We start from the raw sequence: 15,362 nt of genomic DNA, 5'->3' as shown, positions 1-15,362 counted from the left end.
GCGAGTGTTTTCTGTTCATTGCCTTATGGGTGTAGCTTCTTTGCCTTCGGGTCGTCGGAAATAAAGCGCATTCCTATGGCGCGAATTGCAAACCCGTTCGGATACCGCAGATCTATATATTTAATATTATTACCCCAGTGTTGTGTAAGCATTGGCCATGCTACCAAGAGCCTTCTCGCACGACTGGATAGCGTATCCTTGTTATGTTCGCGGCCCAGTTCTATCTGCATGCCATTAGTTAGCTTAATAGTCCAAGCGTAGCATGGAGATAACGTAACTTTTTCTAGTTTTGCACCTATCGGACTGAACCATTTTTGGAAATCGTAATATCGGGCTACAACATTTGGTGCTGAACCTATCGGCCCAGAAAACATAGGCAGTTTGTCATTGGTTTCGTTGGCCGTAAAGACTTTGCCATCAATACTAACAAACTGATTTCTTCCCCATGTACCTAAGGGCTTATATTCTTCAAGCATGACTATTAGTGCATTTGGCCATACGCGGCGAACACTCACATAGCGCACCCATGGGATTTGCTCGAATGCAACACGTACACTGTCTAAGTTTAGTGTGAAGAAGTTACCGCGTATCTTATGCAGCACCCTTTTGCGCACTATCAGTTGGTTAATATGCTGAATATCGCCGTCGATTAGCAGTGTACGCAACGCAAAAATCGGCCTTTGCAGCAGCCATAGACCGGCACTGGCGAGCGCGATCGCCAGCAGTGCAACATACAATGTGCTCGCAATTATGTTGAGCTGGCGCGGATTATTCCACATGTCGGTGGCTAGACGTTAATCCTTAAGCGTAAGTGTAAGCACATTCATGAGTAGTTCACTATACGTGATGCCAGCTGCATGCGCGGCCTTCGGTAACAATGAGTGATCGGTCATACCAGGTGCAGTATTAATTTCTAAAAAATATGGGTTTCCATCGCTATCAAGCATAAAGTCAGCACGTCCCCATTGGGGGCAAGCTAGGATTTCGAACGCACGCCGGGCGAGCTTCGTCAGCCACCGCTCTTTTGCATCACTCAATCCACATGGGATTCGGTACTGGGTATCGTTAGAAATGTATTTCGCATGGTAATCGTAGAACTCACCAGCCGGCACGATCCGAATCAGTGGCAACTGAAGGGAGCCGGCAACGCACGCGGTATATTCACCACCACCCTCGATACTCTTTTCTACCAATACAACCGGATCATGCTGCGCGGCCTGTGCCAGTGCGTACGGCAAGTTATCGGTCGCTCTAACCTTGATTACCGAAATACTTGATCCTTCAGTAGCTGGCTTAACAAACAATGGTAACCCGAGTTTTGAGATAATCTGCCCTGCCCGCGTATTATAATCATCACCTCGCAATACCATATCGAATGGCGGCGTTGGAATTCCAACCTGTTGCCAAATCAATTTGGTGCGGAACTTATCCATACCCAGAGCCGATCCGAGAACACCTGGACCAGTATATTGGATCCCGTAAAAATCAAGGGCTGCCTGAATCTGGCCATTTTCACCATATCCGCCATGTAATGCAATAAATGCACGCACGAATCGTTCATCTATAAGAGCCGATAAAGGCCGATTTTTTGGATCGAATAAGTGTGCCTCTACACCAATATCACGTAGTCTATTGTAGACTAACAGACCAGATACGAGTGATACGTCGCACTCTGATGACTCACCACCATAGAGAACTGCTACCTTACCGAATTTTTTGGGATCGATCACGGGCATTATCACACCTTTTGCGCTTGTATAAGCTGCATAGGTACTTCTTCAATTGAGCCTGCGCCCATTGTCATAACGATGTCGCCGTCAGAGACCACTTCTTCTAATATCTCCGGAATTTCTTTAATGCTGTCGACAAACATTGGCTTAATCTTACCGGCTAGGCGAATAGCGCGCGCTAGCGTGCGCCCGTCTGCGGCTATAATAGGTGTTTCACCAGCAGCATAAACTTCAGTTAAAACGAGTGTGTCAACCGTAGAAAGTACCCTAACAAAGTCCTCGAAACAATCACGCGTACGTGTGTAACGGTGTAGCTGAAATACGAGAATCAACCGCCGATCTGGAAATGCACTTCGCGCAGCGTCGATTGTGGCTGCCATCTCAGCAGGATGATGGCCATAATCATCGATCAGTAAATAAGTACCGCCATGCGTGAGTGTTATTTCACCATAGCACTGGAAACGCCGGCTCACACCGTTGAATTCAGCTAGCGCCGACTGGATATCGACATCAGCTACCTCTAGCTTAGTAGCAATCGCAATAGCCGCAAGCGCATTTTGCACATTGTGCATGCCAGGCAAATTCAGAAGGATATCTAATGGTTGCGCATCAACACGATGAACCGTAAAATGCATTCGTCCCTCTCTAGGGCAAACTTGTGTTGCGCGTACATCCGATTCCTGTGCAAATCCATAACGGATGATTGGCTTAGATACGAACGGTAAAATATCGCGCACATTCGGGTCATCTATACATAAAACTGCGATACCATAAAATGGTAGATGATAAGTAAATTCAATAAACGCCTGTTTGAGCCGAGTGAAGTCATAGCCATAAGTATGCATATGGTCAGCATCGATGCTTGTAATGACTTCAATTACCGGAAATAAGTTAAGAAATGATGCATCTGACTCATCAGCCTCAGCTACGATGAAATCACCCGTACCGACTCGTGCATTTGCCTCCGCACTGATTAAATGTCCCCCGATCACAAAAGTTGGATCTAGTCCACCGGCCGCTAGCACGCTTGCCACAAGACCAGTAGTTGTAGTTTTGCCATGTGTTCCAGAAATCGCTATACCCTGCTTAAGTCGCATCAGCTCAGCGAGCATAGCGCCGCGCGGCACGACTGGAATATGCCTGCGACGTGCTTCTAACACTTCTGGGTTGTCAGAGCATACTGCTGCGGAGATAACAACTGCATCCGCGCCGTCAATATATCGCGCGTTGTGACCGCACTTAATATGGGCGCTGAGCCCGCTCAATCGCTCAGTGATAACCGATCTATTTATATCCGAGCCACTAACCCGATAACCTAAGTTAAGCAGCACTTCAGCGATTCCGCTCATCCCAGAACCACCAATCCCAACAAAGTGAATATGCTTGACAATATGTTTCATTGCTTTCCCTATAAACTGGATCACGCATTATCCGATTTAGATGCTATATTGCGAGTGATAAGCGATGCACATACTTGTGCGATGGACTCGGCAGCTCCGAATTTAGCTAGTCCCTTTGCGCAGATTGCGACCCGCGCAAGCGACCCGCGCGTTTGCTTTCCGATCCAGTTTGCAAGTTTCTCAACCGATAATTCATTTTGTTGCATTACACACGCCGCATGATGCGCAACAAGAAATTCCGCATTCGAAGTCTGATGATTGTCTACAGCGAACGGAAATGGTACGAACAGCGCTGCGACACCTACAGCGGCGATTTCTGATACGGTCATCGCACCGGAGCGACAAATTACAAGGTCAGCTTCAGCATAGGCATGCGCCATGTTCTCGATAAATGCAACCAGCTCAATACCGTTACCTTGTACTAGTCCCACCTCCGCGTAATGCGCACGTAATACTTCGATGTGCTTAATGCCGGACTGATGTACAACATGAGGACGCTGAGATGGATCAAATAACGCTAAGGCGCCTGGCACTATTTTATTAAGTGCTGCGGCACCAAGGCTACCACCGATTACCAGAATACGTAATGGACCAGTGCGCTCTGTGTATCGCACTTCGGGCGGCGACGCCAAAGCTAACTCCGGGCGGATTGGGTTTCCGACCCAGCGTGCATCAGGCAGCGCATTTGGAAAAGCAACTAGCACATGGCGGGTAAAATTAGCTAACAGTTTATTAGCTAAGCCTGTAACTGAATTTTGCTCATGCAGCACTATCGGAATACGAGTGAGTACCGATATTAAACCAGCTGGAAACGTGATATGCCCCCCCATACCGAGCACAACATCAGGCCGTACTCGGCTAAGCACCGCTCGACTTTCTAAGCATGCACGCAGTAGGTTCAATGGCAAGCATATATTTTTGGAAATACCTTTGCCACGTACGCCGCCAAAATGGACAAACTCAACTGGAATGTTGCCATACTTAGGTACCAGCACTGCTTCCATTCCATCTGGATTGCCGAGCCATACGACTCGCCAACCTTTTGCGCGCATATGCTGCGCTACCACTAGTCCCGGGAAAATATGGCCGCCGGTACCGCCTGCCATCACAAGCAGCGTATGGGCGCACATGCTTGCCCTCCGCGCATCAGTACTCGATTCTCATAATCTATACGCATTAGGAGTCCCACTGCCATGCAGTTGAGCAAAATTCCGGAGCCACCATAGCTGACTAGCGGCAGTGTTAATCCTTTAGTTGGCAGAAGACCAAGGTTCACGCTTATATTTATAAACGTTTGTATACCAATCCATAGGCCGATTCCTTTTGCGACTAATCCCGAAAAAGTATGATCAAGTGCAAGCGCTTGGCGGCCAATTTCTACTGCTCGCCGTATAATCCAATAAAACAGCAGAATTATGACGACTACGCCCATAAAACCAAGCTCTTCGCCAATTACTGCAAGAATAAAGTCAGTATGTGCTTCAGGCAAATAATTGAGCTTCTCAAGGCCACCTCCTAGACCAACCCCAAACCATTCACCTCTTCCAAATGCGATAAGCGAATGAGTGAGCTGATATGATTTACCTTGCGAATAGCGATCATCCCATGGATTTAAGTACGCAAAGATACGCTCGCGCCGCCAGGGAGAAACCCAAACTAAAATACTAAATGTACCAATAATCGTCAGTGTTAGACCGCCGAATAAGCGTGCACATACCCCCCCTAAGAACAATACACCCATCGAGATGCTTACAATTACTATAAAAGCTCCCATATCAGGCTCGAGCAATAGCAGTGCGCCGACTACTCCAACTGCGAGCGCCATTGGTAGAAATCCTTTTATAAATTGGCGCATGTACTCCTGTTTTCGAACAGTATAATTAGCAGTATAAATCGTTACTGCTAGCTTCATAATTTCCGACGGCTGTATATTGGTGATAACTAGAGGAATCCAGCGGCGTGCACCATTCACGCCCTTTCCAAAGTAAGGTATTAATACGAGCACCAATAATAGTAACGCGATAAGAAAAATCCGCAATGCGTACCTGTCCCAGATCTTAACTGGAATTCGGAATGCCACTAATGCTCCGAGAATACCACTTATCAAGGATGCAACGTGCCGAACAAGAAAGTGGTATGGTGTATAGGTCGAGTATTTAGGCGAGTTGGGTAGAGCAATTGAAGCTGAATACACCATGATAAGTCCGAGTGACAACAATGCGATTGTTGACCAGAGTAGAGTGTAGTCGTGATCTCGAACACACGAGCTTAACGCGTAGCCGTTTCTGACATTATTACCGGCGGCTATCCCTAATGGGCGCGACAAAGCTGTGATAGAAGCGCTATACGGCATCATACATCGTCCTACGAGCCTTACTACGTTCCAACGAACACGGCTCATACTACCCCCCCCCTCTTTCTACTCCCCCCCCTTTCAGAGGCGATGTTCTCTATTTCGCTACGGAATACTTGTGCGCGCTGTACATATCCGGAAAACATATCGAGACTTGCGCATGCAGGAGATAGCAGCACTGTATCCCCAAACTGGGCAACAGATGCTGCAGCACGTGTCGCGTCCTGAAGACTTCGATGTAGAGATAGTTTTACGCCAGCATCAGCTAGTGCTTCGTGCATCATAGGCGCGTCCCGGCCAATTAACATTACAGCCCGACAGTAGCGGGTTACTGTCGGCGCCAGCGCCGAAAAATCCTGCCCTTTTCCATCACCACCGGCGATCAATATAATCGGCTCCGAAAGACTTTCTAGCGCAGCTATAGTCGCACTAACATTAGTACCTTTACTGTCATCAACGTAATCCACTCCAGCGATAGACCTAATCCACTCAACACGATGCGGCTTGCCGCCGTACTCGCGTAAGCTATCTAATAAGCCTGCAACCGGTAGACTGATCGACTTAACTAAAGCAAGCGCGCCCATTACATTCGCTACATTATGTAAGCCACGAATGCGTAGGGCATCTACAGGCATAATCCGATTAATCACGATATCGTACGAGACTGCAGCACTTTTTCGGCGCGGCTGTATACAATATTCTGATATATTATCGCCCTTACATGCCTCTACAAGCCAAGCGATGCCTCTGTTATATTGGATACCGTAGTCGCCAACACTCTGGGGCATGTTAAGTCCGAAAGTCCAGCATGGAATAGTCGTACTATTAGCCGGTACAAATTTCATCACTCGCGCATCGTCACGATTCAAGACACGCACCGTACGCGCCCCAAAAATCCTGCCTTTTGCTATAGCGTAGGTATTTAATTCCTTATGCCAGTCCAGGTGGTCCTGTGTAATATTGAGGATAATCGCTGTATTAGGTTCAAACGTGTATGATGTCTCTAGTTGAAAACTAGAGAGCTCGAGCACCCAGACATCAGGTAGTTTTCCTGCGTCGATAACCTCGGCCATTTTATCTAGTATTGATGGACCGATATTCCCGGCCACCGCGACGCTCTTTCCAGCACGTTCGCATAACAGCCCGGTTAGCACTGTAGTCATAGTTTTACCATTCGTTCCGGTAATCGCGAGTACCTTAGGCTGGTAACCGTTTTTTGCTAGCACGCACAACGACTGTGCAAAAAATTCGAGTTCGCCCCACACCTCAATACCATATTCACGAGCCACGCGAATTAATTCGACTAAATCTGTACTATATGGCGACAAACCCGGACTAATACCCACTAATTCCACATCATCTTTAAGTAAAGATGGACTAAATGCACCGCCGACGAATTGAGCATCGATACCTAACGCTACTAATCGCGAAAGATTCGGTGGCACTGCACGAGTGTCGGCCACACGTAAGCGACAGCCATAGCGCGCACACCAGCGCGCCATTGCCAACCCTGATTCGCCAAGCCCTAGTACGAGTGTCGTTGGAGACTTTCGTTCTTTGAACTTCTCACTGAACATCGTTTCTTTCCCTTAATTTCTGGTTATCGCAATTTCAGTGTAGATAGACCAAATAGACATAGTATCAACGTGATGATCCAAAAACGAACAACTATCTGGCTCTCTTTCCATCCGGATAACTCAAAATGATGATGTAATGGAGCCATCTTGAAGATGCGTTTACCCTCACCATAACGGTGCTTTGTATAGCGAAACCATATAACTTGTAATATTACTGAGACGGTCTCGGCAACGAATACGCCACCTATAATAAGCAACACAATTTCTTGCCGCTCAATCACCGAGATTGTGCCAAGCGCGCTACCAAGTGAAAGCGCACCAACGTCTCCCATAAATACCTGAGCGGGGTATGTGTTGTACCAAAGAAAGGCAAGTCCTGCGCCGCCTATCGCTGCACAAAGGATGAGTAATTCACCCACGCCAGGGATATGAGGAAACAGTAAGTACTTTGAATAGACCGCGCTACCAATAACATAAGCGAATATGCCAAGCACTGCAGCAACTAGCACGATAGGCATGATCACTAGCCCATCTAACCCATCTGTCAAATTTACCGCATTGCTTGAACCAACAATCACAAAATAGGTTAATGCAATAAAGCCCCAGAAGCTAAGGGGGTAGCTAATCCCCTTCAAGAAGGGGAAGGTCAAATCCGCCGTAGCTGGCAATCCAATTGTGAATCCGCTGCGCACCCATGCTATAAATATATCTAACACGCGTGCATTATCCGACTTGGATACCGAAAACGCGAGATATACGGCGGCGAATAACCCAATTATAGATTGCCAGAAGTACTTTTCGCGTGAGGACATACCGCGTGTATCTCTATAGACAACTTTTCGATAATCATCATCGAATCCGATCATACCAAAGCTAAACATGACCAGCATCACAATCCAGATGAAGCGATTTGTTATGTCACCCCATAGCAGGGTCGATGTAGCAATACTAATCAAAATCAGAACACCTCCCATCGTCGGCGTACCAGACTTAATTAAATGTGTCTTCGGTCCATCCTTGCGTACAGCCTGGCCTATATCTAGAGTGGAAAGCCTGTAGATCACTACGGGACCACAAAAAAGTCCAAGTAATAGCGCAGTGATAGTCGCCATCACTGCGCGAAACGTCAGATAGTTGATTATACGTAAGTAGCTTGCATCGCTTTGCAGCCATTGCGCTAATGCTAATAGCATTCGAAATCCTTTCAATGCGCGCCGGTATTAACTGGCGCATCGGTTGTAATTGGAATGCTTAAAGCTTGGACAACGCGTTCCATATACATAAAACGCGAACCTTTAACAAGGATTGTTGTGTTAGCAGCGCGATGCGATAGAATGGCATTCTTATGTAGCAGCGCAGAAATAAGTGCCTCAGCTGAATCAAAATGATAAGCATTCCGGCCGAATGCTGCGCACGCATCGCGACTTGCCTCACCAAGCGCGTACATTACATTGAGCCCGCAATCGCGCGCATAGGCGCCAACTTCGCGATGAAACATAGGCCCGTTGTCGCCGACTTCTCCCATATCGCCCATTATGAATACGCGTGGTGCCGGATGCATAGCCAAAAAATCTATTGCTAAGCGCATCGAATCTGGATTCGCATTATAGGTATCATCAATTACCATTGCGCCAGCCCATGGCATTGCTTGGGCAATCTTGGTCTGCATCCGTCCATTGACCGGTTTGAAAGCCTCAAGACCGCGTTGTATCGCATCCAGCCCAACACCAGCAGCAAGCGTGGCCGCAGTGGCGGCGAGCGCATTATGCACACTGGGCATGCGTAATGAGACCTCGAACACACCAGTTCGAGTCTGAATCCGTAGTGCTCCAGTGTCTGTGATCATGCCCTGAACTTCTGCATCGCTATTAGAACTAGGCCGACACAACGCGAAGTCTGCAATAATATTACGAGTAGCTGCTACCCGCCAGATTCTGGAAAACGGATCATCAGCAGGAAACACTGCCGTGCCATCCGGCGTCAGTGCATGTAGCACACTGGCGTGTTCCATGGCCACACCCTCAACAGTAAACATGAACTCTTGATGCTCCCGCTGAGCATTGTTTACTAGCGCGATCGTAGGTCTAGAAATTCGCGCTAGCTGTTGCGTTTCGCCGGGATGGTTCATGCCAAGCTCGACAACAGCAAGACGATGCTGCGCCCTAAGCCGCAACAACGTGAGCGGTAAGCCAATATCGTTATTCAGATTGCCCTGTGTTGAAAGCCACTGTGTATTATCGAGCGCAGCGGAGAAAATTGACGCGATCATTTCTTTCACCGTCGTCTTCCCGTTACTGCCGGTCACAACAATAAGTGGTAACGTGAACCTCCGCCGCCAACCAGCTGCCAGCGCGCCAAGCGCTGCCCGTGTATTATCTACACAGATTGCTGGAATACGCCAGCTGTTGGAACTATGTGACACTAACACGGCGGCTACTCTGCGTTGAGAAAGCTCTGGCAAAAAATCGTGCCCGTCGAAACGACGCCCCTTAAGCGCGACAAATAAACTTGTCGGACTGCACTTTCGACTATCGATTGAAATTTGGTCAAAAGCGATCGTATCATCGCCACCTAATATTACAGCACCATCGATCAGTGCGGCTGCTTCACGCAGGGTCAACATAGTCACTCAGATTTTTCATGGAATTGCGCGGCATATCACGCAAGCGCAAGATGTACATAATCTTGATCAGAAAAGGGTCGCTTTTTCCCCATCACTTCCTGTGTTGTTTCATGTCCTTTACCGGCGATTAAAACAACATCGGCAGCGGCAGCAGCGCGTACCGCGTGTAGTATCGCACAAGCGCGACACTCAATAATTCGTGCGTGTTTAGGTTCACGCATTGCGCTAATAATTTGTTCAATGATCGATAATGGCGGCTCGCTACGCGGATTGTCACTCGTTACAATAACGCTATCGGTAAGTCTCTCGGCAATTGTCCCCATTAGAGGTCGTTTTGCTGTGTCGCGCTCACCCCCACAGCCGAAGACACAAACAAGCTTGCCACCCCGTTGCGTAGAGACTTGTCGTAGTGCAACGAGCGCTTTTTCTAACGCATCTGGTGTATGTGCATAATCAACAATTACTAATGGCTCCCCCCTTTTTACGCGCCCCCCGAATTGCTGCATCCGGCCATTAACCGGTTCTAGTTGGGCGATTTGAGATACCGCTACATCGAATGGTACGTCAGCAGCCAGCAGTACACCAAGGACGGCAAGTAGATTAGCGACATTGAACGTGCCTAGGGTATTCACTTTAAGTTCAGCCCGTCCCCAGTCAGATAGAACGGTAAAGACAGTGCCACTAGCGATCGCGCGAATTGCCACTGCATGCAGCGAAGCGTCTCCGCGTGGTAAGGTTGAAGCAATGCCGTAAGAGATTACATGTACCCGTGTGACTAAATGCTCTATTAGCCGTCGTCCAGCCTCGTCGTCGCGATTGATAACCGCCGCACGCAAGCCCGGCCAGTCGAATAGTCGTATTTTAGCGGATTCATACGATGCAAGATCCTTATGATAATCGAAATGATCTTGTGTTAGGTTAGTAAACACGGCGATGTCTAGGGCGACTCCGTTCACACGACCTTGATGCAAAGCATGAGAAGATACTTCCATAGATACTGCACGCGCACTGCACGCGCGTAGTGCTGCGAGACTACGGTGTATCTGTGGTGCATCAGGAGTTGTAAACCCAGTATTGGAAAGTTGCCCCAGCAGTCCGGTTCCTAAGGTACCAATAATCGCGCAAGGAGTACCACTGCTGCTTAACGCGCCTGCGATCCAGTGATTAGTTGTAGTCTTTCCATTAGTGCCTGTGATACCGATCATTAGCAAGTCGCGACTTGGCTCACCATACCACGCACTAGAAATATAACCAGAAAGTTGTTTGAGTTCAAAGACTTCAAGCACTGGCACGCTGATATCTGAGATCGGACCACTACCAGCCTGTACTAGAACCGCTGCGGCGCCTCGCTGTAATGCATCAGCGATATATAGACGACTACTCTCCTCGTCCAGCGTGTACGAGAGGAATGCATCGCCGGTACGCACTTCACGACTATCTACCTGGAGTTGTGCATGCGGGGTAAGCCAGGTGCGCAACCATACAAGTATATTGGCGCGTGCTTTCTCAATTTGTTCGTGCATTAGTAGGGAGCCGCTCATCGCACAGTTTTTTCGTTTCGCTTACATTGATTATGCACCTAGGATTGCTTTTGCCTATAAGCTGATTTTTAGGCATTTCAGGTGGCACATTCAGCAAGCGCAGGGTGTCGCCAACAATCTCTGAAAAGACGGGACCAGAGACCCGCCCCCCGAAATGACTACCAGATGTCGGTTCATCAACGGACACTGCTACGACGATACGTGGATTTGGAATCGGTGCCATACCGATAAATGATGCCCTATACTTAGTATAGTCATAGCCCCGTCCCATATGTTTATATGTAGTCCCGCTTTTTCCTCCGACGCGATAGCCCGGTACCGCTGCCTGAGGCGATGTACCGCCTGATTGCGTGACAGTCTCTAGCATCGATTGAACCTGCCGCGCCGTGGTAACTGAAAAGACTCGTTCTCCTTTAGGCTCGTCACCGTTATTACTCTTGATCAGGGTAAGCGGAATGATACATCCGTCATGTGCGATTGTAGTATAGGCACGACTCAACTGGAACAGTGACGCAGATAAGCCGTATCCATATGACATGGTTGCCTGCTCGATACGACGCCAGTTCTTCCAAGGATGTAATAGTCCAGATGCCGCGCCAGGGAAGGCTACCTTCGGCGCTTGTCCAAGTCCGATACTTGTATACATCCTCCACATTTCCTCAGGCCGTAACCGCATGGCAATTTTTATTGCACCGATGTTGCTGGACTTCTGAAGAATACCCCCAACGGTTAAAACGCCAAAGTCCGCCCCATCCGTAATCGTCGCTCCATCTAATATAAAGTGCCTACTGCCGGTATCAACTAACGTTGTGGGCGACACGCGGTGTAGATCTAGCGCGAGCGACACAGTAAACGGCTTCATAATTGAGCCAGGCTCAGATACGTCAGTCAACGCACGATTGCGCAACTGTTGGCTAGTGATATGTGATCGGTTATTCGGGTTGTATGTCGGGTAGTTAGCTAGCGCGAGTACTTCACCCGTTTTTACATCAATCACGATCGCAGCTCCGGCCTTGGCCTTGAACTGATTAACTGCCGCTTTCAGACTAGAAAACGCGATATACTGGATCTTTCTATCTAGCGACAGTTCAATATCTGAACCATTACGCGGCTTGACTAACTTATCAACATCCTCGATGATACGTCCAATTCGATCTTTAATCACGTGACGGCTTCCTGGAGTGCCAGCTAATTCTTTCTGGTCTGCTAGCTCGATGCCTTCTTGCCCTTCGTCTTCAATGTTAGTGAAACCGATCATATGTGCGATAATCTCACCCTCCGGATAAAATCGCTTATATTCGGCGCGCGCGTATATGCCAGGAATGTCTAGTGAAATAACTTTCTGAGCTACCTGCAATGGTATTTGACGTTTTATATAGACAAAGGTTTTATCCCTTGACAATTTTGCGCGTAACTCTTTCTCGCTTATCGATAATAACTTCGAGAGATCGGCCCACTTATCGGGGCTCAAATTATGAGGTACTGATTCAGGAATAGCCCAGATCGCGCGCACTGGCACACTTATAGCTAATACTAGTCCATTTCGATCCAAAATCTTACCGCGTGTGGCCGGCAACTCAATGGTACGGCAGTAGCGGCTTTCACCCTGTTTTTGATAAAATGCGTTGCCGGGTCCCTGAATCCAGAACGCACGTCCTACTAGAATAATAAATGCAATAAACAGAAGAAATACAACAAGCCTAGAGCGCCACATCGGTAAGTACATAGAGCATAAACGTGGAAGTCGACGATAGCAGTGCACAACGACAATAATAGACTGAGAGATTCATTGGACTGTTTTTACCCTAACGGCCCGGCTCTTTTAAATTAGATGCGACCGGCCCTGTTTTGTTCGACGGTAGTATGTCAGACTGCATTCTGTCCGAATTAATATTCAAATATTGAGTGCAACTTAGTACTATCGGGTGCATCTTTAAATAAACTGCGGCGATATGCGCAATGCGTGAGGTCTTAGATAATGCACTTCTTTGGTATTGCAACCATACATTATTCAAGCGCAGCTCATACTCTTTCGACTGAGCATATTGCAGATCGACAAACAGCTCGCGATAACAATTCGTCGCGCTAACAACTGACAATGCACAACCTACCTCAAAGGTAAGCATAATAATAAGCAGAAAAAAATTAAGCCGGATCATTTTAATACTCGTTCAGCGATACGCATTACGGCAGATCGGGCACGCGGGTTAGCTATTACTTCCTCCGCACTTGAAAACATACGCCCAAGAATGCGTAACGGCGGAGTAGGTGAGTCCGCTACACGAATTGGAAGATGACGTTCTACAGCTGGAGCACGGGCGTGCGATTGTAGAAATCGCTTAACAATACGATCTTCTAGAGAATGAAAGCTGATAACTACTAAACGCCCTCCTGGCTCTAATGATTGCAATGCAGTTTCCAGAACTATTGAAAGCTCTAAAAGCTCTTGATTAATATGAATCCGTATAGCTTGGAAGGTACGAGTAGCGGGATCCTGACCTTTTTCGCGAGTTTTGACGGCACGCCCTACAATCTTAGCAAGCTCACTTGTGCTTTCTAAAGGACCAAGATGCCCGGATTTTGATCGGCGTACAGAAATTGCCCTTGCAATTCGCACAGCAAACCGCTCTTCTCCATAATCTCGTATTATCCTGATTAATTCTCGCTCATCTACGCGAGCTAGCCATTGTGCGGCGGACTCACCACACATCGGATTCATACGCATATCTAACGGACCATCATAGCGAAAGCTAAAACCTCGAGCTGGATCATTAATTTGTGGCGACGATACACCTAAATCTAGTAATATTCCAGACATGCGGATATTGCCACGCGATACTAGCACTTTACGTAATTGCGAAAAGCCACTATGTACGACATCTAGGCGTGGATCAGAGATCTGGCGTGCCACCTCGATCGCCTGCGGATCTTTATCAAAGACAATCAATCGCGCGTTAGGTGTAAGTCTCGCAAGTATCAAGCGAGTATGGTGCCCTCGGCCAAATGTACCATCAACATAAATTCCATCAGTACGTGTAATCAGTGCACTGACAGCTTCCTCTAATAGGACTGTTTGATGCCATCCTAGTCCTTTTATTGCTGAAGTCATCCTCTACTCTGGACTATAAAAAGTAAGGTTTTCGAGTGTATTAAGTAATTTTTATCATTAAAATATGCTTTTAGGAGTGTAATTTGCACGCTCCTAACACAAAGTTACTACCTATTTTACTACCTATTTTACTACCTATTTTACTACCTATTTTAAACAGAATTACTTTATGCTTTTCCTCTAGATTTACATCATATATAGCTTAAGCGAGACAAACACTAACCTGCAGATTCATAACGATATCTAAGGCGTTATATAGTAGGATGCAATCTTACTATTGCGTATAAGAAATAGACTCTGTCCTAAGATTCGATATTACTCGTTCTAAATCTAAAAAAATTTAGAAAAAATCTATTGAAGATGACATACGAGACTTCATATAAGTGTTAATACGCATGTCACTAAGATACTACAGTGTACGTCATATGAATCTACTATATCGCAATAACTATTCCATAAAAATTTAAAATTCATATCGATATATAAGAATATCTTTTACTAGAGAAACGCCTAGCAGGGAAGTCAAAGCCGCACCCGCTATTTATACACAAATTTACTCAAAAAGACTTTTGATATATTTCAAGATGTAGATTACTAGATAGACTCTTAATTTATAGAACTATAACAGCCTTATACAAGTAGATTTAAAGTCTATAAAGTCACTTAATCGATATTAAGACATCAAATTATCCGGCCGTTAATTCTAAGAATACTAACTCTCTAAAACGCTTGCGCACAGACTTTACCGCGTAATTTAATTAGTACCGCCGCATAACTTTTCTTGGCTACTATTACATTAGATTTCAGAAGCGGGCAACCCATTCTAACTCCTGTACAAACTATGCTTTACACTCCCTTATTAACTCGTCAAGTAATATTTAACGCCCCATTAATTTTTTAATTAGCGCATCTAAATCAACATCAAACTTCGTCAAAAGCGACCCTCCTTACTATCCTTATTTATCTAAGTAACTTTTAAACTACTATTGTATTAATAACTTTTATAAAAGCGCTTTATAAAGAAGCTGT

The 15,362-nt window shown here is 46.7% G+C and carries 11 protein-coding genes and 1 pseudogene; all 12 read right to left on the bottom strand.

The genetic code is table 11. The features are described 5' to 3' along the window. Positions 1–23 precede the first annotated feature (23 nt). The 12 genes and pseudogenes from K0T93_RS00500 to rsmH all read right to left on the bottom strand — a co-directional run bounded on the left by K0T93_RS00500 (position 24) and on the right by rsmH (position 14,333). A complete protein-coding gene (locus tag K0T93_RS00500; protein WP_225721472.1) occupies positions 24–779 on the bottom strand; it encodes a cell division protein FtsQ/DivIB in 756 nt (251 codons plus the stop codon). A gap of 15 nt (positions 780–794) precedes the next feature. Then, a complete protein-coding gene (locus tag K0T93_RS00495; RefSeq protein ID WP_225721471.1) occupies positions 795–1,736 on the bottom strand; it encodes a D-alanine--D-alanine ligase in 942 nt (313 codons plus the stop codon). A 2-nt stretch (positions 1,737–1,738) separates the two neighbouring features. Then, on the bottom strand, positions 1,739–3,130 hold the full coding sequence (murC, locus tag K0T93_RS00490) for a UDP-N-acetylmuramate--L-alanine ligase (protein ID WP_225721470.1): 1,392 nt from the start codon (positions 3,128–3,130) through the stop codon (positions 1,739–1,741). Between the two features lie 20 nt (positions 3,131–3,150). Continuing rightward, a complete protein-coding gene (murG, locus tag K0T93_RS00485; protein ID WP_225721469.1) occupies positions 3,151–4,260 on the bottom strand; it encodes an undecaprenyldiphospho-muramoylpentapeptide beta-N-acetylglucosaminyltransferase in 1,110 nt (369 codons plus the stop codon). Next, positions 4,236–5,387: pseudogene (gene ftsW / locus K0T93_RS00480) on the bottom strand (putative lipid II flippase FtsW); the annotation flags it as partial. The pseudogene ftsW and the gene murG, both read right to left, overlap by 25 nt. A gap of 140 nt (positions 5,388–5,527) precedes the next feature. After that, positions 5,528–7,060, bottom strand: coding sequence for a UDP-N-acetylmuramoyl-L-alanine--D-glutamate ligase (gene murD / locus K0T93_RS00475; RefSeq protein ID WP_225721468.1), 1,533 nt, complete (start codon positions 7,058–7,060; stop codon positions 5,528–5,530). Between the two features lie 23 nt (positions 7,061–7,083). Next, positions 7,084–8,253: a phospho-N-acetylmuramoyl-pentapeptide-transferase gene (gene mraY / locus K0T93_RS00470; RefSeq protein ID WP_225721467.1), complete on the bottom strand. Its 1,170-nt coding sequence runs from the start codon at positions 8,251–8,253 to the stop codon at positions 7,084–7,086. A gap of 11 nt (positions 8,254–8,264) precedes the next feature. Beyond that, positions 8,265–9,683 (bottom strand): UDP-N-acetylmuramoyl-tripeptide--D-alanyl-D-alanine ligase, encoded by a 1,419-nt coding sequence (locus K0T93_RS00465; RefSeq protein ID WP_445082799.1) that lies wholly within the window; start codon positions 9,681–9,683, stop codon positions 8,265–8,267. A gap of 35 nt (positions 9,684–9,718) precedes the next feature. Continuing rightward, positions 9,719–11,206, bottom strand: a complete 1,488-nt coding sequence (locus tag K0T93_RS00460) for a UDP-N-acetylmuramoyl-L-alanyl-D-glutamate--2,6-diaminopimelate ligase (protein ID WP_225721465.1) — start codon at positions 11,204–11,206, stop codon at positions 9,719–9,721. Further along, positions 11,190–12,950, bottom strand: coding sequence for a peptidoglycan D,D-transpeptidase FtsI family protein (locus K0T93_RS00455; protein WP_225721464.1), 1,761 nt, complete (start codon positions 12,948–12,950; stop codon positions 11,190–11,192). Before K0T93_RS00455 ends, K0T93_RS00460 begins: the two co-directional genes overlap by 17 nt. A 79-nt stretch (positions 12,951–13,029) precedes the next feature. Further along, a complete protein-coding gene (gene ftsL, locus K0T93_RS00450) occupies positions 13,030–13,383 on the bottom strand; it encodes a cell division protein FtsL (protein WP_225721463.1) in 354 nt (117 codons plus the stop codon). Further along, positions 13,380–14,333: a 16S rRNA (cytosine(1402)-N(4))-methyltransferase RsmH gene (rsmH, locus tag K0T93_RS00445; RefSeq protein WP_225721462.1), complete on the bottom strand. Its 954-nt coding sequence runs from the start codon at positions 14,331–14,333 to the stop codon at positions 13,380–13,382. Before rsmH ends, ftsL begins: the two co-directional genes overlap by 4 nt. Positions 14,334–15,362: the final 1,029 nt, after the last annotated feature.

This window comes from Candidatus Vallotiella sp. (ex Adelges kitamiensis) (assembly GCF_020342435.1).
In the GTDB taxonomy this organism is placed as follows: Bacteria; Pseudomonadota; Gammaproteobacteria; order Burkholderiales; family Burkholderiaceae; genus Mycetohabitans.
The sequence above is the reverse complement of the archived record's forward strand: the minus strand, read 5'-3'. Positions and strand labels throughout refer to the sequence as shown.

What these genes read in the sequence shown, in the direction of transcription:
- K0T93_RS00500 (WP_225721472.1), bottom strand. Translation starts at nt 779, where the DNA reads ATGTGGAATAATCCGCGCCAGCTCAACATAATTGCGAGCACATTGTAT.
- K0T93_RS00495 (WP_225721471.1), bottom strand. Translation starts at nt 1,736, where the DNA reads ATGCCCGTGATCGATCCCAAAAAATTCGGTAAGGTAGCAGTTCTCTAT.
- murC (WP_225721470.1), bottom strand. Translation starts at nt 3,130, where the DNA reads ATGAAACATATTGTCAAGCATATTCACTTTGTTGGGATTGGTGGTTCT.
- murG (WP_225721469.1), bottom strand. Translation starts at nt 4,260, where the DNA reads ATGTGCGCCCATACGCTGCTTGTGATGGCAGGCGGTACCGGCGGCCAT.
- murD (WP_225721468.1), bottom strand. Translation starts at nt 7,060, where the DNA reads ATGTTCAGTGAGAAGTTCAAAGAACGAAAGTCTCCAACGACACTCGTA.
- mraY (WP_225721467.1), bottom strand. Translation starts at nt 8,253, where the DNA reads ATGCTATTAGCATTAGCGCAATGGCTGCAAAGCGATGCAAGCTACTTA.
- K0T93_RS00465 (WP_445082799.1), bottom strand. Translation starts at nt 9,683, where the DNA reads ATGTTGACCCTGCGTGAAGCAGCCGCACTGATCGATGGTGCTGTAATA.
- K0T93_RS00460 (WP_225721465.1), bottom strand. Translation starts at nt 11,206, where the DNA reads ATGCACGAACAAATTGAGAAAGCACGCGCCAATATACTTGTATGGTTG.
- K0T93_RS00455 (WP_225721464.1), bottom strand. Translation starts at nt 12,950, where the DNA reads ATGTACTTACCGATGTGGCGCTCTAGGCTTGTTGTATTTCTTCTGTTT.
- ftsL (WP_225721463.1), bottom strand. Translation starts at nt 13,383, where the DNA reads ATGATCCGGCTTAATTTTTTTCTGCTTATTATTATGCTTACCTTTGAG.
- rsmH (WP_225721462.1), bottom strand. Translation starts at nt 14,333, where the DNA reads ATGACTTCAGCAATAAAAGGACTAGGATGGCATCAAACAGTCCTATTA.